Source organism: Companilactobacillus zhachilii (assembly GCF_003606365.2).
Taxonomy (GTDB): Bacteria; Bacillota; Bacilli; order Lactobacillales; family Lactobacillaceae; genus Companilactobacillus; species Companilactobacillus zhachilii.
Genome location: NZ_CP031933.2, coordinates 648,401 through 668,986 on the forward strand (window position 1 = coordinate 648,401; position 20,586 = coordinate 668,986).

General features: G+C 37.2%; 17 protein-coding genes and 1 tRNA gene. 13 read left to right on the forward strand and 5 right to left on the reverse strand.

The features are described 5' to 3' along the window. The first annotated feature begins 333 nt into the window (after positions 1–333). From pcrA to D1B17_RS02855, 9 genes are all read left to right on the forward strand, one after another. Positions 334–2,568 (forward strand): DNA helicase PcrA, encoded by a 2,235-nt coding sequence (gene pcrA / locus D1B17_RS02815; protein ID WP_120144294.1) that lies wholly within the window; start codon positions 334–336, stop codon positions 2,566–2,568. Positions 2,569–2,583: 15 nt separating this feature from the next. Continuing rightward, complete coding sequence (gene ligA / locus D1B17_RS02820; protein ID WP_120143140.1) at positions 2,584–4,602, forward strand: NAD-dependent DNA ligase LigA; 2,019 nt, start codon at positions 2,584–2,586, stop codon at positions 4,600–4,602. A 10-nt stretch (positions 4,603–4,612) separates the two neighbouring features. Further along, entirely contained in the window at positions 4,613–5,746 is a 1,134-nt protein-coding gene (locus D1B17_RS02825; RefSeq protein WP_120143139.1) for a CamS family sex pheromone protein, read from the forward strand. 13 nt (positions 5,747–5,759) lie between these two features. Continuing rightward, on the forward strand, positions 5,760–6,059 hold the full coding sequence (gatC, locus tag D1B17_RS02830) for an Asp-tRNA(Asn)/Glu-tRNA(Gln) amidotransferase subunit GatC (protein ID WP_120143138.1): 300 nt from the start codon (positions 5,760–5,762) through the stop codon (positions 6,057–6,059). Further along, positions 6,059–7,516: an Asp-tRNA(Asn)/Glu-tRNA(Gln) amidotransferase subunit GatA gene (gene gatA, locus D1B17_RS02835; protein WP_120143137.1), complete on the forward strand. Its 1,458-nt coding sequence runs from the start codon at positions 6,059–6,061 to the stop codon at positions 7,514–7,516. The genes gatC and gatA overlap by 1 nt, the downstream gene beginning before the upstream one ends. Then, complete coding sequence (gene gatB / locus D1B17_RS02840; RefSeq protein WP_120143136.1) at positions 7,516–8,946, forward strand: Asp-tRNA(Asn)/Glu-tRNA(Gln) amidotransferase subunit GatB; 1,431 nt, start codon at positions 7,516–7,518, stop codon at positions 8,944–8,946. Before gatA ends, gatB begins: the two co-directional genes overlap by 1 nt. A 12-nt stretch (positions 8,947–8,958) precedes the next feature. After that, on the forward strand, positions 8,959–9,972 hold the full coding sequence (locus tag D1B17_RS02845) for a diacylglycerol kinase (RefSeq protein WP_120143135.1): 1,014 nt from the start codon (positions 8,959–8,961) through the stop codon (positions 9,970–9,972). Between the two features lie 59 nt (positions 9,973–10,031). Then, positions 10,032–11,390 carry a 23S rRNA (uracil(1939)-C(5))-methyltransferase RlmD gene (rlmD, locus tag D1B17_RS02850; RefSeq protein WP_120143134.1) on the forward strand — a complete coding sequence of 453 codons (1,359 nt, stop codon included), beginning with the start codon at positions 10,032–10,034 and terminating at the stop codon, positions 11,388–11,390. Between the two features lie 544 nt (positions 11,391–11,934). Then, positions 11,935–12,120, forward strand: coding sequence for a hypothetical protein (locus tag D1B17_RS02855; RefSeq protein WP_120143133.1), 186 nt, complete (start codon positions 11,935–11,937; stop codon positions 12,118–12,120). An 82-nt stretch (positions 12,121–12,202) separates the two neighbouring features. Here D1B17_RS02855 and D1B17_RS02860 read toward each other — a convergent pair whose 3' ends face one another. The 3 genes from D1B17_RS02860 to D1B17_RS02870 are packed head-to-tail and all read right to left on the reverse strand — an operon-like array spanning position 12,203 to position 15,838. Beyond that, the gene (locus D1B17_RS02860) at positions 12,203–13,099 is read right to left on the reverse strand and encodes an alpha/beta hydrolase (protein WP_120143132.1); all 897 of its coding nucleotides are present in this window, start codon (positions 13,097–13,099) and stop codon (positions 12,203–12,205) included. Next, entirely contained in the window at positions 13,099–14,451 is a 1,353-nt protein-coding gene (locus tag D1B17_RS02865) for a PTS transporter subunit EIIC (protein WP_240704441.1), read from the reverse strand. Before D1B17_RS02865 ends, D1B17_RS02860 begins: the two co-directional genes overlap by 1 nt. Positions 14,452–14,497: 46 nt before the next feature. Further along, on the reverse strand, positions 14,498–15,838 hold the full coding sequence (locus D1B17_RS02870) for an APC family permease (protein WP_120143131.1): 1,341 nt from the start codon (positions 15,836–15,838) through the stop codon (positions 14,498–14,500). Between the two features lie 123 nt (positions 15,839–15,961). Between D1B17_RS02870 and D1B17_RS02875 the strand changes: the two genes are divergently transcribed. The 4 genes from D1B17_RS02875 (at position 15,962) to D1B17_RS02890 (ending at position 18,995) form a co-directional block, all read left to right on the forward strand. Beyond that, on the forward strand, positions 15,962–16,957 hold the full coding sequence (locus tag D1B17_RS02875) for a Gfo/Idh/MocA family protein (RefSeq protein WP_120143130.1): 996 nt from the start codon (positions 15,962–15,964) through the stop codon (positions 16,955–16,957). 1 nt (position 16,958) lies between these two features. Continuing rightward, positions 16,959–18,185, forward strand: a complete 1,227-nt coding sequence (locus D1B17_RS02880) for a DEAD/DEAH box helicase (protein ID WP_120143129.1) — start codon at positions 16,959–16,961, stop codon at positions 18,183–18,185. Positions 18,186–18,231: 46 nt separating this feature from the next. Beyond that, positions 18,232–18,305, forward strand: a tRNA-Arg gene (locus D1B17_RS02885). Between the two features lie 183 nt (positions 18,306–18,488). Further along, complete coding sequence (locus D1B17_RS02890) at positions 18,489–18,995, forward strand: acyl-CoA thioesterase (protein ID WP_120143128.1); 507 nt, start codon at positions 18,489–18,491, stop codon at positions 18,993–18,995. A gap of 277 nt (positions 18,996–19,272) precedes the next feature. Here D1B17_RS02890 and D1B17_RS02895 read toward each other — a convergent pair whose 3' ends face one another. Then, on the reverse strand, positions 19,273–19,815 hold the full coding sequence (locus tag D1B17_RS02895; protein WP_166806605.1) for a helix-turn-helix domain-containing protein: 543 nt from the start codon (positions 19,813–19,815) through the stop codon (positions 19,273–19,275). A gap of 256 nt (positions 19,816–20,071) precedes the next feature. Next, the gene (locus D1B17_RS02900; RefSeq protein ID WP_120143126.1) at positions 20,072–20,509 is read right to left on the reverse strand and encodes a helix-turn-helix domain-containing protein; all 438 of its coding nucleotides are present in this window, start codon (positions 20,507–20,509) and stop codon (positions 20,072–20,074) included. Between the last annotated feature and the right edge of the window lie 77 nt (positions 20,510–20,586).

Below are 20,586 nucleotides of genomic sequence, written 5' to 3' on the forward strand. Positions count from 1 at the left end.
TCAAATTAATCCATTAGTCGGAGGGAACAAGAATTTTAGGCAGCTGTGAAGGTGGCGTTATGGCTTTAGCCATTACACCACGGGACGAGTTTTGAAATTCGAGTGAACTTCTCGAAGTTCAAAATCGAGACTGGAGACCTTGGCTCCAGTCGGTCCCCACAGCAGCCTAAAATTTCTTGTTCCCGGAGACGGCACTACAAACATATGTTCAATTTTAGTGCCTTGTCTTTCGCTCTAACAACAAAAATTTGCTACAATATAAACAGCTATTTTTTAAGTACAACTAAAACTTTTTACACAAAGATTTGAGGGATTTTAAAATTGGACGATACTATGTTAAAAGGTCTTAACCCTGAGCAACAGGATGCAGTTAAGGCTACGGAAGGACCACTTTTGATCATGGCTGGTGCCGGTTCTGGTAAAACTCGTGTTTTAACTCACCGTGTGGCTTACTTGATTGAAGAAAAGAATATTATGCCTTGGCATGTTTTAGCTATTACCTTTACTAATAAGGCTGCTAAGGAAATGAAAGAAAGAATTGGCAAATTGCTAGATGAATCAGCTAGTGATGTTTGGGTTTCAACTTTCCACTCTCTTTGTGTAAGAATTTTAAGAAGAGATATCGATAAGATGGGTAAGCCTAAGACGTTTACGATTGCTGATCCAAGTGAACAACGAACTTTGATGAAACAAATCTTAACTAAAATGAACTTGGATCCTAAGCGCTATGATCCACGGGCTATTTTGGGTACAATCAGTAATGCTAAAAATGAATTGCTGACGCCCGCCGAATACGCCAAAGATGCTGCTTCACCATATGAACAAACGGTTGCTAGTGTTTATGATGCTTATGCTAAGGAAATGGATCGAAATAATTCGCTTGATTTTGATGATTTGATTATGCAAACAAGTGAACTATTTGACCAAAATCCAGATGTCTTAGAGAAGTATCAAGAAAAGTTCCAATACATTCATGTTGATGAATATCAGGATACTAACGAGGCTCAATATAAGCTGGTTAAGCAATTGGGTGCTAAGTATCGTAATGTCTGTGTCGTTGGTGATGCTGACCAAAGTATTTATGGTTGGCGTGGTGCTAATATTCAAAATATTATGAACTTTGAAAAAGATTATCCAGAAGCTACAACGATTAAATTGGAACAAAATTATCGTTCAACGAAGACGATTTTAAAAGCTGCCAATGAGGTTATTAACAACAATGGTAACCGTAAGCCTAAAGACTTGTGGACTGATAATCAAGCTGGCGATAAGATTAAATTTTATCGTGGACAAAATGAATCTGACGAAGCTTTGTATGTGATTGATCAAATTAAGAAATTGCAAGCGGAAGGTTTCAATTACGGTGATTTTGCAGTGCTTTATCGAACTAACGCCCAATCACGTACCTTTGAAGAGAAACTTATGCAAGCTAATATGCCATACAAGATTATTGGTGGGCATAAGTTCTACGATCGTAAGGAAATTAAGGATATCTTGGCTTACCTACGGTTGATTGCTAACCATGATGATTCAATGAGTTTCCAAAGAGTTATCAACAGTCCTAAACGTGGGATTGGTCCGGGAACAGTTGAGAAACTTCAAAATTATGCAGATGAACATAGTTGGTCATTACTGGAAGCGGCTGAAAATATTGAACTTTCACCATTGGCTGCTCGTCCTCGCAAGATTATCGGTAGTTTTGCCAAGGTAATCGATGATTTAACTAAATTGTCTGAAGACCATTCAATGACTATTTTAATGGATCATTTGTTGGAAGATTCAGGTTATGTAGAAGATTTGAAACAACAAAATAATCTGGAATCACAAGCAAGAATCGAAAATATTGAGGAACTTTTAACTGTTACAACGCAATTTGATCAAGCATATGAGCCAGACCCAGATGTTGATGAAACTCGTTTGACGACTTTCTTAACGGAGTTGTCATTAGTCAGTGATCAAGATGATATTGAAGAAGATCAAAAGGAAGTTACGTTGATGACTTTGCATGCCGCTAAGGGATTGGAATTTCCAGTTGTCTTCTTGGTTGGTATGGAAGAGGGGATTTTCCCATTAGGTCGTTCACTGCTTAAAGAAGATGACCTCGAAGAAGAACGTCGCTTGGCTTACGTTGGAATCACGCGTGCTGAAAAGCGCTTGTATCTAACCAATGCTGTTAGCCGCATGCTTTATGGTCGTTTACAAAACAATCCTACTTCAAGATTCGTTGAAGAGATTAAGGATGATGCCCTCGACCGGGTTAATAGTAATGCTGGTAATGTGGGACGTCCTGGTGGAAAATATCCATTTGATAATCGCAAACGAAATCGTCATACGGCTGCGACAACGGCAACTTTCCAATCACCAACTTTGAGATCTAAAGGTGCATCTGGTGCCGAAAAACTGCACTGGACTGTTGGTGATAAGGTTGAACATAAGAAGTGGGGTCAAGGAACTGTCGTCAAAGTTAATGGTGAAGGTCAAAATGCTGAGTTAGATGTTGCTTTCAAGAGTGAAGGTGTTAAGCGTCTCTTGGCTGAATATGCTCCAATTAAAAAAGTTACTGATTAATTAAGAGGTGAAATCATGGCAGATTTAACAAAAGAACAAGCTAATGAAGAGTTAGCGAAGATTCGTCCTCAATTAAATGAATGGCGTGATGCGTATTATACAAAGGATGCTCCAGTCGTCGAAGATAATGTTTATGACAAACTTTATAATCGATTGTTAGACATTGAGCAGCAATATCCTGAGTTAGTAACGTCCGATTCGCCATCGCAACAAGTTGGTGACGTGACATTACCTGATTTTAATAAAGTTACCCATGATATCCCGATGTTATCAATGGGGGATGTTTTCTCTGAAAGTGAACTAGCCGAATTTAATGATCGAATCGAAAAAAATGTTGGACATGAAGTAGATTATAATGTTGAATTAAAAATTGATGGTTTATCACTATCACTTATTTATGAAAATGGTATCTTAGTTCAAGGCTCAACTCGTGGTAACGGGACAATCGGTGAGAATGTGACCGAGAACGTTAAAACTATCAAAGATGTCCCTCAAAAGTTAAGTCGTCCATTATCGTTTGAAGTCCGTGGCGAGTGTTTCATGTCAAAGAAAGAATTTTTACGTTTGAATCAGGAACGTGAAAATGAAGGTCAACAAGTTTTTGCCAATCCTAGAAATGCGGCTGCCGGTAGTTTGCGTCAACTTGATCCTAAAGTGACAGCTTCCAGAAAACTTGATACCTTTATGTATACAATTGTTACTTTTGATGATTTAAATGTCACAACGCAACATGAAGCTCTAGAAACCTTGAAAGAGTTAGGTTTTAACGTCAATCCAACAGCTCAAGTAACGACCGGTTTAAAAGGCGTTCAAGATTTCATCGAACATTATGGTGAATTACGTGATGATCTTGATTACGGTATTGATGGGGTCGTCTTAAAAGTCGATGATTTAGCAACCCAAAGAAGTCTTGGTAATACTGTCAAAGTACCTCGTTGGGAAATTGCTTATAAGTTTCCACCAGAGCAGGCTGAGTCGGTTGTACATGAAATTACTTGGACAATTGGTCGGACTGGTGTCTTAACACCAACTGCTGTGATGGACCCAGTTCAATTAGCTGGGACGACTGTTTCACGAGCAACTTTGCACAATGAAGATATGATTCGTCAAAAAGATATTCGAGTTGGCGATACTGTTTTGCTGCATAAGGCAGGCGATATTATTCCCGAAGTTTCGCAAGTGGTTTTGAGTAAACGACCAGCGGATTCAGTTCCGGCTGAGATTCCTACCCATTGTCCATACTGTGATTCAGAGTTGATTCATTTGGAAGATGAAGTAGCTTTACGTTGTATCAATCCCAAGTGTCCAGCTCAAGTAAAAGAACAGTTGACACATTTTGCTTCACGTAATGCAATGAATATTGATGGCTTAGGTCCTAAAATTATTGAGCAATTATATACGAAAAAATTAGTTCAAGATGTGGCTGATATTTATAAGTTAACGGCTGATGATTTAGAAACTTTGGACGGCTTTAAAGAAAAATCAATTAACAACTTATTAACAGCGATTGATAACTCCAAGAGTAACTCGGTGGAACGTTTGATTTTTGGCCTCGGTATTCGTCATGTTGGTGCCAAAGCCGGCCGGATCTTGGCTGAAAATTTTGGTAGTCTGGATAAATTGATGTCCGCTTCCACAGAAGAAATCCTTGAAGTAAATACAATGGGTGAGATAATTGCAGATAGCATTGTAACTTATTTTGCTAATGATGATGTTCAAAAGCTGATTAATGAACTAAAATCAGTAAATATTAATATGAATTTTATCGGTAGTTCGAATTCTAATGAAACAAATAGTCACTTTACTGATAAAATAATTGTTATAACCGGAACATTACAAAATTATAAACGTTCACAATTGGCAGAGATGCTAGAAAATCTCGGTGCTAAGGTTACTGGATCAGTTACGAAAAAGACTGATATTTTGATTGCTGGTGAAAAGGCCGGTAGCAAATTAACTAAGGCACAACAATTGGGAACACAGATTATTGATGAAGCAACATTGTCTGATTATTTAGATGATGCCAAAGAGTAGGAGAACAGTTTTGAAAAAATTCTTAAAAACTACATCGTTATTGCTAATGTGCTCATTATTATTGGCTGCCTGTGGTAATTTACAAGATTCTAGCTTGTCATCTGGTGGTAGTGATTCATCTAAGAGCTCAGTTCAGACAACATCTGCCTCTGATTCTAGCAACTACGATGTTTTGTTAAGTGGTGGGAAATATAAAACTAGTCCAATTTCAGGACTGAATGCGGCTGATAATAGTAACCAATTTAATAGTCGCAGTTTTGAAAGTGGACTAATGAATTTGTCAAAGAAACAATTTTCAACAAATTCATATGTTTTCCAAGAAGGCCAAGTTTTGACTGCTAGTACAGTTACTGATTGGTTAGCTCGTAAATCTAGTAAGAATCCGTCAGGTTTGAATCCTGAATCTAATGGGTCAACTGATCCTAATAAACGAGCACCAATGTATTTCCAACAAATGCTTGAGGAAGACTATCTTCAAAAACAGGATGGCAAATATAAATTGGCAGGGATGTCGATCGGTATTGCGATGAATAAAATCGATTATTACCAAAAGAAGCAGTATGGGGCTACTTATAAGACAAGTATCTCTGAAGCTGAACAAAAAGCTCAAGGTGAACGTGTTGCCAAAGAAGTTGTTCAACGCTTGCGTAAAAACAGTAAAGTCGGTAATATTCCAATTGTCGTTGGTTTATATTCTGTCGCACCTGCTGATACATTAGTTGGTGGAACTTATTTCCAATATTCAATAAGTAAGAGCGATGGTTTAGGTAATTGGAGTGATTTAGGTTATAAGAATCAAATGTTACCAACTGTTAATGGTGATACAGCTATCAACAGTAGCGATTCTGATGCTTTTGCTAACTTCAAGACACACATCCAAAATTATTTCCCTAACCTCTCTGGGGTTACAGCTCAAGCTCATTACGATGGAAATAATTTGAAAGCGATGGATGTTACAATCAATACGCAATTTGATGGCTTGGCACAGGTAACTAGTTTTACTCAGTTCGTTCAAACAAGTGCACAAAAGTACTTGCCATCTGGTGCAAATCTAGATATCAATATTCAAACTGTTGACTCACAACAAGCCGTGGTTACACGTAATAACGGTAAGTTCTATTCACACGTTTATAATGCAGATTAAAAAGGAGAAACAAATGATTTCAAAAGATGAAATTTTACACGTTGCCACTTTGGCTAATTTAAAATTCCAAGATGATGAAGTTGACAGTTTCGTTAACCAATTAGATAAAATCGTTGGTATGGAAAGCAACTTATCATCAGTTGATACAACTGGTGTTAAACCAACTTACAATATGGCTGACACTAATTCTGTCTTCCGTGAAGATAAAGGTATTCATACTCAAACTAGAGAACAAATGCTTGAAAATGTTCCCGAAGTTGAAGATAACCTTATCAAGGTTCCAACAATTGTTGACAAGGAGGACGACGAATAGTGGATATCAAGAAAGAAACAATTGCTTCTTTACACGAGAAGTTAGTTAACAAAGACATTACTGCTGAAGACTTAGCCGCACAAACAGTTGAAAATATTAAGGCTAATGAAAAGCAACTCAATACTTTCATTACTGTTAATGAAAAGGCCGCTGAGGATGCTAAAAAGGTTGATGCTGAAGGTATTAACGGACCACTTGCTGGTATTCCTATCGGTATTAAAGATAATATCGTTACAAACGGTCTAAAGACTACTGCTGCAAGTAAAATCCTTTATAATTTCATGCCTGTATACAGTGCTACGGTTATGGAAAAATTAGCTGCTGCTGGTGCTATCGACGCCGGTAAGACTAACTTGGATGAATTTGCTATGGGTTCATCAACTGAAACTTCATTCTATGGAACTTCAGTTAACCCTTGGGACTTCAGCCGTGTTCCTGGTGGTTCATCAGGTGGTTCTGCTGCTGCCGTTGCTGCGGGTGAAGTTGTCGCTGCATTGGGTACTGATACTGGTGGTTCAATTAGACAACCTGCTGCCTTTAACGGTATTTTTGGTATCAAGCCAACTTATGGTCGTGTTTCTCGTTGGGGTGTTATTGCATTTGCCTCAAGTCTTGATCAAGTTGGTGTTATGTCAAAACGTGTTGAAGATTCTGCAACTGTTCTTTCAGTAATTGCTGGTCATGACGAACACGATTCAACTAGTTCAGAAAAAGAAGTTCCTGATTACCGTGCTAACTTGAGTAAAGATATGCATGGTGTTAAGATTGCCGTTCCTAAGGAATTCTGGCATGAAGGAACACATCCAGACGTACTAGATAATGTTAATAAAGCTCTTGAAGCTTACAAGAAAATGGGCGCAACAGTTGAAGAAGTTAGTCTTCCAACTTTGAAGCATGCCGTTGAAGTTTATTATGTCTTGGCATCTAGTGAAGCTTCATCTAACCTTCAAAGATATGATGGTGTTAGATACGGTTACCGTGCTAAAGATGTTAAGAATATCAAAGATTTGTTTGTTAACTCACGTTCAGAAGGTTTCGGTGATGAAGTTAAGCGTCGTATCATGCTTGGTACCTTTGCTCTATCAGCTGGTGCTTATGATGCTTACTTTAAGAAAGCCGCTGAAGTTAGAACTATCTTTATTGAGGAAATGAATAACGTCTTAAAAGACTATGATTTAATTATGGGACCATCAACAACTACACCAGCCTTCAAGATTGGTGAAAAGGTTGACGATCCATTGGCAATGTACATGAACGATATTTTGACAATTCCTGCCAACTTAGCTGGACTTCCAGCTGCTTCAGTTCCTGCAGGTTTGGCTGACGGACTACCAGTTGGGTTACAAATTATCGGTAAACCATTTGCTGAACAAGATGTCTTCAATGCTGCATACGCATTACAAGAAGAAAATAAATTCTATGAACAAATACCAACTGCACTTAAGGGGGAAGACTAATGAATTTTGAAACAACTATCGGACTAGAAGTCCACGTTGAATTAAAGACTAAGTCCAAGATGTATAGTCCTTCACCAGTTGCTTATGGTGCTGAATCTAATATCAATACCAACGTTATTGACTTTGGTTTTCCAGGAACATTGCCAACTGTAAATAAGAATGCTTATCGTCTTGGTGTCATGGTTGGATTAGCTTTGAATGCTGATATTGAAAACCATACACACTTTGATCGTAAGAACTATTTCTACCCAGATAACCCTAAAGCTTACCAAATTACTCAACAAGATAAGCCATTGGGTCATGATGGTTACATTGAAATTGAAGTTGATGGCAAGAAGAAGAAAATCGGTATCGAAGAACTTCACGTTGAAGAAGATGCTGGTAAGAATACTCACGGTAACAATGGTTATTCATACGTCGATTTGAACCGTCAAGGTACACCATTGATTGAAATTGTTTCAAAACCTGATATGAAGTCTCCTGAGGAAGCTTACCAATACCTTGAAAATCTTCGTAAGATTATCCAATTTACTGGTGCATCTGATGTTAAGATGGAAGAAGGTTCAATGCGTGTTGATACCAACATTTCTATCCGTCCTGTTGGCTCAGATACTTATGGTACAAAGGTTGAGTTGAAGAACTTGAACTCATTTAACCACGTCCGTTTAGGTTTAGCTTATGAAGAAAAACGTCAAGCTGCTATCCTTAAACAAGGTGGTACGATTGGTCAAGAAACAAGACGTTTTGATGAAAAATCTGGTGAGACATTCTTAATGCGTGTTAAATCTGGTGCCGATGATTATCGTTACTTCCCAGAACCAGATTTACCAGATTACAACATTTCTCCAGATTGGATTGCAGAAATCAAAGCTAACTTGCCAGAATCAGCTGCTGCAAGACGTAATCGTTACATCAACGAATTAGGGATTCCTGAATATGATGCCGGTGTCTTAACAGATACTAAGGAAATGTCAGATTTCTTTGATGAAGCTGTTAGTTTCGATGCTAATCCAAAACTAGTTTCTAACTGGTTGATGGGTGAAGTTAATGCGTACTTGAATGAAAAGAAAATGGATCTACTTGAAACTAAGTTGACACCTGAACATCTTGCCAAGATGATCAATTTGATTTCAAACGGAACAATTTCTTCTAAGATTGCTAAGAAGGTCTTCCAAGAAACAATCAGTAATGGAACAGAACCTGAAGAATGGGTTAAGTCAAAGGGACTTGTCCAAGAATCAGATCCAGCTGTCTTGAAGCCAATGATCTTAGAAATTCTAGACAATAACCAACAATCAATTGATGACTTTAAGAATGGTAAAGATCGTGCCGTTGGTTTCTTGGTTGGTCAAATCATGAAGCAAACTCACGGTCAAGCTAACCCTAAGGTTGTTAATAAGATTTTGATGGCAGAGTTAAAGAGTCGTTAGTGAGGGAAAGATATGCGTGCTAGACTTATTTATAATCCAACTTCAGGCCATGAGACCATGAACAGTAATGTTGGAGACATTTTGAATATTATTGAAAAAGCTGGTTATGAGGCTAGTGCTTATCGAACGACACCGAAGAAAAACTCAGCTAAAGACGAAGCCAGACGAGTAGCCAAGGAAGGCTTTGACTTGATTGTGGCTGCTGGTGGTGACGGAACAATCAATGAGGTTGTTAACGGAATCGCTGATTTGGACCATCGTCCAGAGATGGCAATTATTCCAGCCGGAACAACTAATGATTATGCCCGAGCTTTGAAGATACCACGTGATGATGTGGTGGAAGCGGCCAAGGTTATTTTGAAGGGCCAGAAATTACCAGTTGATATTGGTCAAGCCGGTACTAAATACTTTATCAATATTGCTGGTGGTGGCTCGATGACGGAATTGACCTATGAAGTACCTTCAGCTTACAAGTCAATTTTGGGTTACTTGGCTTACTTAGTTAAAGGTGCCGAGATGTTGCCACGTATCAGTCCCATTGATATGCACATTGAGTATGATGATGGCGTATTTGATGGTAAAGCAACGATGTTCTTGATTGGATTGACTAATTCAATCGGTGGTATGGAACAAATTGCGCCTAACTCAGTCATTGGTGACGGAACTTTTTCATTGATTATTGTTAAGGAAACTAACTTACGTGATTTAGTACATTTGATTGCTTTAGTTTTAAATGGTGGTCGTCATGTTTATAATCCAAAAGTTATTTACACGAAGACAAAGAAGATCAGTGTTAGGGCAAATGATGAGAATCGTGTTATGGTTAACTTAGATGGTGAATATGGTGGGGATGCTCCGATGGAGTTTACTAACTTGCATAATCATCTAAATATTTACGCCAACGTTGATTCGATTCCTTTGAAGGCGATTGATTCATCAACTCTGAGTGAAAAAGATGCTGGTGAAAAGATTATCGAGGAAGAAAAGAACCTTGATAAGAATGAAGATAAAACAGATAATAAATAAAAAAGAATTGGGAAGTGTATCAATTTTGGACACTTCTTTTTTCTATGTATAGGTGAAAAATGGAAAAACCAAATTTGAAGAAGAACCAAGAAATAGAATTAGATATCCAAGACCTCTCGTATGAGGGTAAAGGTGTAGCTAAAGTTGATGATTTTACATTGTTCGTTGACAATGCTTTACCTGGTGAAAAAGTTAAAGCTGTAATTACACGGGTGAATAAGAACTTTGGTTTTGCTAGAACATTGGATGTTTTAGTGGAATCACCAGACCGTGTTCATGATATTGATGCTGTTTATGCACAAACAGGTATCGCCCCATTGAGCCATTTGAAGTATGACAAGCAACTTGAATTTAAACACAATCAAGTTGTAACAGATCTTAATAAGATTGGTTTGAAAGACGTTACCGTGAACCCTACATTAGGGATGAAATCACCATTTAACTATCGTAATAAGGCACAAGTACCTGTGCGCCAAGTTAATGGTAAATTGACAACTGGTTTCTATCGCCGTCGTTCACATGATTTAGTACCAATGGAGAACTTCTTGATTCAAGATCCTAAAATTGATGCCGAAATCATTCGTGTCCGTGATATTTTACGTAAGTACAATGTTCGTGGCTTTGATGAACAAAATCAAAAGGGTCAAATTAGAACAATTATGGTTCGTCGTGCCTACTTTACAGGTGAAATGATGATTGTTCTAGTTTCGAGAACACCTGATATTTCACACTACAAAGATATTACTAAAGAAATTTTGGCAAACCCTGAAGTTAAGTCATTGTTCTTAAATATTAACTCAAAGAATACCAACGTTATCTTTGGTCAAAAAATGACCTTGCTTGGTGGTAAGAAGTATATTGATGATCAAATTCTTGGCCATACATACCGCATTTCACCAAGATCTTTCTATCAAGTTAACCCAGTTCAAACTCAAAACCTTTACCAATTGGCAATTGATAAAGCTGAATTGACTGGTAAGGAAAACGTTGTTGATGCTTATTCAGGAATTGGTACAATTGGACTTTCATTGGCGGATAAGGCTAAACATGTAACTGGTATCGAAGTGATTGAAGATGCCGTTAAAGATGCTGACCAAAATGCTAAGTTGAACAACATTACAAATACTGATTTTGTTGTTGGTAAGACTGAAGATGTCCTAGATGAATGGGCTAAAAATGATGTCTCAGTTGACGTTTTGATGGTTGATCCTCCACGTAAAGGTTTGGCTAATTCATTGATTGATTCATTGAAGAATATTAAACCTAAGACAATTGTTTATATTAGTTGCAACCCAGCAACCTTGGCACGTGATTTGGAATTGTTAAACGATACTTATGAAATTGGTGACGTTACACCAGTTGATATGTTCCCTATGACAAACCATATTGAATGTGTTACAAAGTTGACATTGAAGTAATTTTAAAGTTGAATAACTGCCGCCTCCAAGAGCAAGAAATTTCGGTCGCTGTGGGGACCGATCTGAGCCAAGGTCTCAGGTCTCGATTTTGAACTTCGCACAGTACGCGAATTTCAAAAGTCGTCCCGTGGTGTAAGAGCTAAAGCTCTAACGCCACCTTCACAGCGACCAAAATTTCTTGCTCTTTCCGGCTAGGGTCTGTCTTTAAATTATTCTGATATGGATAAATACTTTTAGAGCAGAGTTGTTCCAGAATTCTATCAAGACGGTAAAAAAATATTTGAAGTATCAAGCTATTCTTAAGTTAATAAAGAATTAGTTGGAAGATGCGGACAGTGGTTACTGGCAGTGAAAGTGGTGTTAGGACGACCGTTTTTGTCGTTCTTACAGCACTGGGCGTGTTTAAGACTTACTGACCTTGCAAGGTTTAAACCGAGGTCCGAGACACAAGGCTTGCGCCGTTCCGTACTGCCAGTGACCACTGTCCTCATCTGGAGACGGCATACCATAAGATACTATGCGTTAATTACAAAGAGGTACAAATATGAAACTGATTTTTGGAATTGGTGCTATTTTAATTGGTATTTGGCAGATTTATATTTCAAAACAGTATTTTAATAACCTAAAGAAGCAATCTAGTCCTTTGATTTTTGCCTTAATTGCAGTGATTGCAAGTTTGGTATTTGCGGCTTTTTTGCTCATTTATGGTGTTAGAATTTTACTATTCTAAAATTTGAAAAAATAAAAAGTAGCTATAAGAGAATATCGACTTAATCGATAAAACTTATAGCTGCTTTTTTGTATTTTATTAATTATTTATTTACTTTAGGAACCTTCTTATTAGGTGGATTTTGTCCCATACCATTAATACCGTTTCCGACGATGTACTGATGGAAAATATCAATGAACTGGTTATTAGCAATCATGTCGGAATGTTGGGCTTTCGTACCGGTCAATGTGATTAAGGTATATCGTTTAATATGTCCCTCATAGATGTATTTACCGGCGTCAACGCTACCGATTGGAACGATACCATCATCGGTATAAAGTTGTGTCCCCGCAATTGAATAGTAAGTCAAATCTTCAGGAATTTTATTCCGATCTTTAACTAGGTCGTTTAACATTTGTGTTCGATTGGAAGTGCTTTTTTCTTCAAAATTATAAGGGGTCCCGACTGTCAACATTTGATTAACGGTAATGGTGGAGTCATCGAAATAATGTTCCAAGAAATAAGTCCAAATCAATCCACCGTTTGAATGACCAAAGGCATTGAAATTATTGAAACGATAGCGGTCTTTTAATTTATTAAAAGCGATATTAAACCAAGCCGCTTGTTGCTTGATATTAGAGTAGCCATCTTTATTATTTTCAAAACCGACCACTATGAAAGGACGAGTATCATTGGGTCTAATACTACCTGTATAAGTAATCTTGTCGTTTTTATGGACGGTCATTTTAAGCAGACTGTGATGTTCGCCGTATTGACGATTAATTGTTTTAACTAAATCATCAAACCGGTTTGCCGTGGCACTACTACCTGGAATCATGATAACGGGTGACATTGGTGAATTATATCTGCCGGCTAAGGTTGTAACGTTACTTTTGGTCCACATGTATGACGGGATACCGAGCAAAATTAAAATGAGTCCTAAGGCCACTAAATATTTAAAATTTTTATTCTTACGTAAGGTACGAAACTTTAGTCGCATTAGTCTTCACCTTCTTCAATGCCGAGATTGTCCAATAATTTCACTTTAACAGCCATTTTGACGAAAGGCATATAAATGTACACGGAGATAATTATCGCCAGCACAGAGAACGCCAGGGCCTGCCAGCTACCATTTGTACCAATAAAGGCAATCAAAGGCCCAGGGGTACCGATTGGTACTGGATAAACACTGGGAGGCATTAAATGTGCAGCAATCGCAATGGCTGCCATTAACATATTAGCTAGAGGGGCTAATACAAAGGGAATTAGAAAAATAACATTAAATAGCACGGGAATACCAGTCATAACCCCGCTACTAATGTTGAAGAGACTAGGAATCATGGCCCAGCGAGCAACTGTTTGGAAATCTTTATCTTTAGAGACAATCAAGATTGCAATAATCAAACCTAAGATAGCTCCAGTACCACCATACGTTGCAAAGGCATGGTAGAGTGTTGAGCTGGTGAAGGGATTAGGAGCATTCCAAGCGGTATGTTTCTGAAGGGCATAATTTAAATTGATTGTTGATAGGGCGTCCATTTTTTCGACACCTAAAGCAGAGTAAGTACCTGACCATCCGAAAAATGACATGACAAGTGTGTAAATTGAAAAGATTAAGGTTTTACCTAATTGAGCCCAATCGTTAGTTGGGGTAGATTCAGTTGAAAGTGCGTTGATAAAATTACCAGGAGCCTCTGAATAGAAGGTTACATTGATTAAGGTACTGAAGATAATAGCGAGAATTAATGTGATAATGATGGGACGAAATGAAATGAAGGTTCGTTCTAGAATACTTTTTGAAAGTTTATTTTTCTCTAAATTAGGAGCCGAACGGCTAAACTTTTTGAAAATCCAACCGATAATCATACCGGAAATGATTGCAAAGAGAAGCCCTCGAATGCTTAAAATTTGGGCATGAAAAGAAATTGGCTGTGTTTTTGAATAAGTGTAATCCATGATTAATAAGGCACTGATACCAGTGATACCAGCCAGTTGGTCATCACGATGATAATATTTGGCAGTATATTTGGCAGCACCAAAGATGGCAATCACTGATACCCACCCTAAAGTCAGACTGTACAGTCCGTTGGTTATGTTATCTATCCAACGAAAAATGAGGTCATTACCAAAAGGAGGCAAGATATCCGATAGGAAACCTTCTTTACCGATAATGACAGTTTGAATAATTTTAATGAAACTTCCAAAAAGAGCGAATGGAAAAATCAATAACAATGTTTTTTGAATAATTCGATAAACTAAAAGTTTTTGGATCTTTAAAGTTCCATAAACCAGCTTTTCCTCAAATTTATTGCTGAATTGAACTTTCATGAAAACACCTACTATCTGTTTCAAATATAGATTCCACAAAAATTATAACCTCCAACAAAAAAAGCCGCCATTAAAGCGACCTTTTTTTGTAAAGATAATGAATGTAATAAATCGGTAAACCAAGTAATGTGATACTGATACCCATGATTGCTAATCCCGGTTGACGGAACAAAGTTGAAACAATGATATAACCGCCCCCTAACAAGGCAATGATTGGCGGTATTGGATAGAAGTTGATCTTATAAGGTCGTTCCAATTCTGGTTCACTATGGCGTAAGATAAAGACTCCGATGAACATCATCATTGAAAAAATCCACATAACAAAAACCAACATATCGGTCAGATAATCAAAACTACCCATGAAGATCATTACAATCGCAATGATAGTTTGAATTAAACCAGCGTTAGCAGGTACACGAGTGTTTTTAGTTAGTTTAGCGAAGAATTTTGAGAAGACGATCTCGTCATCAACCCCTAAAACATAACTAACTCGAGGACCAGTCATTGTATAGCCATTTACTGAACCAAAAACTGAAATTAAGATACCAATTGTAACTAGTTTTCCACCGATATCTCCAAAGATATGAATAGCAGCTTCAGAAGCTGCATTTTGATTTCCAGGAATCAGGTGAAAAGGTAATGACTTGATGAAAACAAAGCTAATCAAAACATAGATTAATGTAATAAAGAAAAGACCAACGATAATTGATTTTGCCAAATCTTTTTCAGGCTTTTTCATTTCACCGGCCAAATTACCAACGTTCATCCAGCCGTCAAAAGCAAACATTGTTGCTAATAATCCGCCACCCATTGATGACCAAAAATCGGGGTGACTTCCCGCAGTGATGGGAAAGAGTGATACGGGATGTGCTGCGGGTGTAAAAATACCGATCACAATGATGACAACAATTGGAATCAATTTGGCAATTAAAGAGATTGATTGAATTCGACCACCGACTTTAGCACCCAGTAAATTAACTAGATATAGGAAAATGGCCAATGCGATGGCAATAGGAATTTGCCATTTTTGCGGTAGATTGCATAAGTTCAAAACTTGTGTTGCAAAAATAATTGATAGTGCTGAGATACCAGCGGGATAATAAATAACTGACTGTGCCCAAGCTAATAAGAAAGCCGGGACCCTTCCATAGATATATTCAATATATTTGTAAATACCTCCGGCAACAGGTAGTGCTGAAGCTAATTCAGCAACTGTTAAACCAGCATTAATAGTAATAAGACCAGCTAAGATCCATACGAAGATAGTTAAACTGGCTGATCCAGTAGCGGCTGTAACACTGGAGATTTTGAAGAAAACTCCACCCCCGATGACAAGGCCCATTACTGTTGATAGCGCTGGAAAGAAACCGAGGTCTCTTTTCAGGCTAAACTTGTCTGTTTCATTGTTCATTAAACGATAATACTCCCCTCAATAGGTTTAAAATAAAATTATATACCATAATATTAAATTTCAAGAATTTTTTATTGGTAATTACGCTTACATATAAGTAAAATTAAAATCAGAGGTGATTTTATGATTAGTTTAGGGATAATAGGAACAAATTGGATCACAGAACAATTTATTAAAGCAACCGACATAACCAAGACATTTGCATTGACACATGTCTATTCACGTACTGAAGCAAAGGCAAAAAGCTTTGTTGAAGATTTGGATAAGAAAAATATCAATATTAGTACTGATTTGACTGCTTTCTTTAAGGAAGATTTTGATACAGTCTATATTGCTTCACCTAATGGGTTGCATTTTGAGCAAGCTAAGCAAGCAATTGAAAATAATAAGAATGTGATTGTGGAAAAACCAAGTACTTCAACAATTAAGGAATTCACGATCTTGGAAAAACTAGCTCAAGAGCATGATGTGTACCTTTTTGAAGCAGCACGTCATATCCATGAGCCTATCTTTAAGAAAATCGCAGAAATCGTTGCTAAGCATCGTGATGAATTGAGTGGGGCAACCTTTTCATATATGAAATATTCGAGCCGTTATGACGCCTATAAAGCAGGGAAGAATCCTAATGTATTTACGACCAGATTTTCCGGTGGCGCCTTGTATGACTTAGGTGTTTATACAGTTTATGACGCCGTTGTGCTTTTTGGACAACCTGAGAAAGTCGATTATGATGCCGAATTTTTGGCATCTGGAGTTGATGGCAGTGGTGCCTTGACTTTGAAGTATCCAAATTTTGACGTCAATATTATCATTGGTAAGACTAAAAATTCTTACATGTCATCAGAAATTTATTTTGGACGTGATACGTTGTTGTTAGATAATGGCGGTGATATTAGCCATCTTGATTGGGCTGACGACAATAAGAATATTACCGATGTTCCAACACCTAAGAGTGAAAACCCTATGGATTCAGAAGCTCACGAGTTTGCTAGAATAATGACTGAAAATGATCAAGCAAGTTATGATAAACTATTACAATATGCTAGAACAGTAAATCGAATTCTAGAGCAAGCAAGAACAAGCGCAGGCATTGTTTTTGATGCAGATGAGGAAAAATAAATTGGAAATACCAAAATTATATCAAGACTACTTTAAAGAAAATCAGTTTGAAACATTAACGAAGATTCAAGAAGCCGTCTACATGCCTTTTAAAGAAGGTAAGGATTTAGTTGCTATGGCACCAACTGGATCAGGAAAGACACTGGGATTTGTGATGCCAATGTTAGAAACGTTAGTGCCCAAGGATGGTCTTCAAGTATTAATTTTAGAACCATCACAAGAGTTAGCTATGCAAGTTAGGGATGTGATCCAACCACTTGCTAAATTAGTTGATTGTAAGGTTCAAGCTTTAACTGGTGGAGCCAATCCGACTCGCCAATTAAAGAAATTAAAGGAAAAACCTGAGATTATTGTTGCTACCTTGGGAAGACTGAACGAGTTGACTGAATCACGTAAGGTTAAACTTGGTAACATCAATACCGTTATCGTTGATGAAGCAGATGAAATGTTGAACGAATCAAAATTAGAAACCGTTCGTAAGACTATTTCACAAATGCCAGCCGATGTACAAATGACATTTTTCTCAGCCACTGGCAATGATATCTTCCAAGATATGCATAAATGGTTTGGACAAGATTTCTTGGTAATCGATCAACGTAACGATACTAGTTATACTGCTGGTATTAAGCATTACTTTGTCGATGCAAACAATGAGTTTATTAAGAATGCTATTTTGAGAGAATTAGCCCACAATAAGAAATTCCTCGGAATTGTCTTTTTCAATAATTCACGTTCACTTCACAAGGCAATCAGTGATATGAACCACGATAAGACTAACTTTGTTGCGCTTGATAGTAAGATGTCATCTCAACAACGTAAAACGGCGTTACAACTATTTTCAAGTAAGAAAGTTAACTTATTGTTAACGACCGATGTAGCTGCTCGTGGAATGGATATTAATGATGTTAATATGATTGTTAACTATATGATTCCGCGTGACAACAGTGAGTATGTTCATCGCGCTGGCCGTACTGGTAGAATGGGTAAGAGCGGTAACGTTATTACTTTTGGTAACAGTCATGATATGCGTAATCTTCAAGAAGTCGTTGATGTAGAAATTACAAAAACGTATGTTGATCATGAAGGTAAGTTGACTAAGAAGCCGGTCTTTACCAAGTCTAAGCGTTATAACGATGCAAAGAAGCAATCAAAAAATAACAAACCAAAACAACGTTTACGGGACAAGAAGAATAAAGGTAAACGTAGTTTCCATAAGAAACAAGATTAGTTTAGTATCTGCACGCCTTTTGCGTTAAAATAATAGGTGTGTTTATGGTCCCTTGGCCCAGTTGGATAGAGCAACTGCCTCCTAAGCAGTAGGTCCCCGGTTCGATTCCGGGAGGGATCATTAATCAAGTGATAAATGAGAATATAGAGATAAAACTAATATAAAATGATATCTCTGAAAAAATGAAGAAGCTGTCGTGAGGATAACCTGATCACTAGCTTTTTCATTTTTTGATTTTTAAGTGGTTAGAGAAAACGATTTTGTTGTCTTATCTGAATAATTTTCGTAGTGGAGGTAATATAGTTGGAAACTATCAAATGTAGTCGAACACTTTCTATCAGTAATCATCGGGTGTTCTCATCTGATTTGAATGAACATAATACGGTTTTTGGTGGCAGAACCTTAATGGTGATTGATGATAATTCATCAATAGCGGCGTCACGTGTAGCGAGAATCGAAACGGTGACAGCATCAATCGATCAAGTTAATTTTATTTTGCCATTTGGGTTACAAGATTCAATGTGTACAGAATCTTACGTTTCTGGCGTTGGTAGTCGTTCGATTGAAGTATTTACTAAGATTATTGGTGAACATTTAAAAACTGGCAAGAGATTCTTGGGGCTAACTTGTTTCTCGACTTTTGTTGTAACGGATAAAGATGTGGTTTTACCGGGTGTTGTGCCTGATAATGATGAAGCAGAATATGTTTGCAGCGGCTATCATGAAAGACAGTCTGAGAGATTAGCCAAGTTGCTAAAACAAGAAAAATTTAATAAAAATATTAGTTTGAAATTTCCATGGCAAGATTAGAAAGGGGAGTTTGGTTAGATTCCGTCTCTGGGTGCAAGAAATACTGGCGCTGTGGGGATATGTTGTAACTAACTGATTTGATTAAAAAACGCTATATGATTTGAGATTGAACTTAATCAAAAGGCTAGATATTTTTTTCTGGAAGTATACCAAGAAAAAATACCTAGCCTTTTTTATATTCGCTTTTATAACCAAAGTTGAAAAAGAACCCATTTTGTGGGACTTGCTATTTTTGTATATATTATTTTGATTAACTCCAGTTAGAAAATTTGTCTGTCTATCTGGTAGAATCGTCGATGATATAGTTCAATCCCTTTAGTCTAACATTGACAAAGTACTGTAAATCATAGTTTGTTTGACCTTGTTGCATTGCGTCATTAATAGAGGAGATTTCCTTTTTGGCATCTTCAAAACTACGATAGTATGCTAACATTTGTCGCTTGTCGCCAAAAAGTCCGGAATCATATGTTCCCCAGACAACTGCCTGAGGTCCGTTTGCATTACTTCCAATAATTTTGCTAATGGTAAAAGCGTAGTATGAAGCGACTGAAGCAAATGTTTTTAGGGAGTCAAGGTGTGAAGTGATTGTTATTTTGTCGGACTTTACAGTGGCAGAATTATTATTATTCTCAGACAGTAATAAAAAATCGATGCTTACATCAAAATATTTTGCAATGGCAATTAACTTATCAAAGCCAGGCTGTGCAATTCCACTTTCATATTTAGAAATAGATTGTCGTGAAACGTCTATTATTTCGCTTAGTTGCTCTTGAGAAAGTCCTTTGTTAGTACGCAATTTCTTTAGGTTTTCACTAAACATGATTATCACCATCCTCATTTCTAATTATCAAGTAATCACTGCCTCGACGCAACCAATTACTGGTAGCATCGAGGCAACTAATGGTTGCTATTTAGTTAGTTATGGAGAAATTTTGAAGTAAAACTACTATTGTCTTTCAACGTGTTACAAAATATAACTTTTTCCACTTAAACCAAATGAGACTAGTAATCTGAAATCAGTTTACTAGTCTCGTTTTCCCTAATACTCGAAAGCTAACCATGTTTTGCCAGATTTCCTATTCTTCATTTTGAGAGTGAATATTAGTATTTAGTATCATATCACGTAAATCAACAAAGTCGGTACTCGTAAAGAAGTCGTCTAGAATTTTTTCCACCACAACTGAAATTTCTTTAAATTGTTTAACACCTGAAGTGGTCATTTTTAGACAGACGGCTTTTTGATTATCATCACTATGATAGCGAATAATGGGTTTACAATCCTTGTTTTCAAGTCTAACTGCCATACGTGAAACAGCGGCTGAGCTGAGTTTTAGAGAGTCTTTGATTTCTAGCATACTGGCAGTGGAATCATATTGGTCATAAAGATAGTGTAAAAAGCTAAATTCAACTGGTGAAAAATCATACTTAATTAAAGCTTTCTCAAGTGTGATCTGAATATCGTTTTCAAAATGTTTCATATTCAGCCAAGTGCAGAGATTCGAATTATTATTCAAAGTAACCACCCCCTTATAAATAGTAATTAATAATTACGTATTATGAAACTTATTTCTTGTGTGCGCAAGCAAAGATG

What these genes read in the sequence shown, in the direction of transcription:
- pcrA (WP_120144294.1), top strand. Translation starts at nt 334, where the DNA reads ATGTTAAAAGGTCTTAACCCTGAGCAACAGGATGCAGTTAAGGCTACG.
- ligA (WP_120143140.1), top strand. Translation starts at nt 2,584, where the DNA reads ATGGCAGATTTAACAAAAGAACAAGCTAATGAAGAGTTAGCGAAGATT.
- gatC (WP_120143138.1), top strand. Translation starts at nt 5,760, where the DNA reads ATGATTTCAAAAGATGAAATTTTACACGTTGCCACTTTGGCTAATTTA.
- gatB (WP_120143136.1), top strand. Translation starts at nt 7,516, where the DNA reads ATGAATTTTGAAACAACTATCGGACTAGAAGTCCACGTTGAATTAAAG.
- D1B17_RS02845 (WP_120143135.1), top strand. Translation starts at nt 8,959, where the DNA reads ATGCGTGCTAGACTTATTTATAATCCAACTTCAGGCCATGAGACCATG.
- rlmD (WP_120143134.1), top strand. Translation starts at nt 10,032, where the DNA reads ATGGAAAAACCAAATTTGAAGAAGAACCAAGAAATAGAATTAGATATC.
- D1B17_RS02855 (WP_120143133.1), top strand. Translation starts at nt 11,935, where the DNA reads ATGAAACTGATTTTTGGAATTGGTGCTATTTTAATTGGTATTTGGCAG.
- D1B17_RS02860 (WP_120143132.1), bottom strand. Translation starts at nt 13,099, where the DNA reads ATGCGACTAAAGTTTCGTACCTTACGTAAGAATAAAAATTTTAAATAT.
- D1B17_RS02870 (WP_120143131.1), bottom strand. Translation starts at nt 15,838, where the DNA reads ATGAACAATGAAACAGACAAGTTTAGCCTGAAAAGAGACCTCGGTTTC.
- D1B17_RS02875 (WP_120143130.1), top strand. Translation starts at nt 15,962, where the DNA reads ATGATTAGTTTAGGGATAATAGGAACAAATTGGATCACAGAACAATTT.
- D1B17_RS02895 (WP_166806605.1), bottom strand. Translation starts at nt 19,815, where the DNA reads ATGTTTAGTGAAAACCTAAAGAAATTGCGTACTAACAAAGGACTTTCT.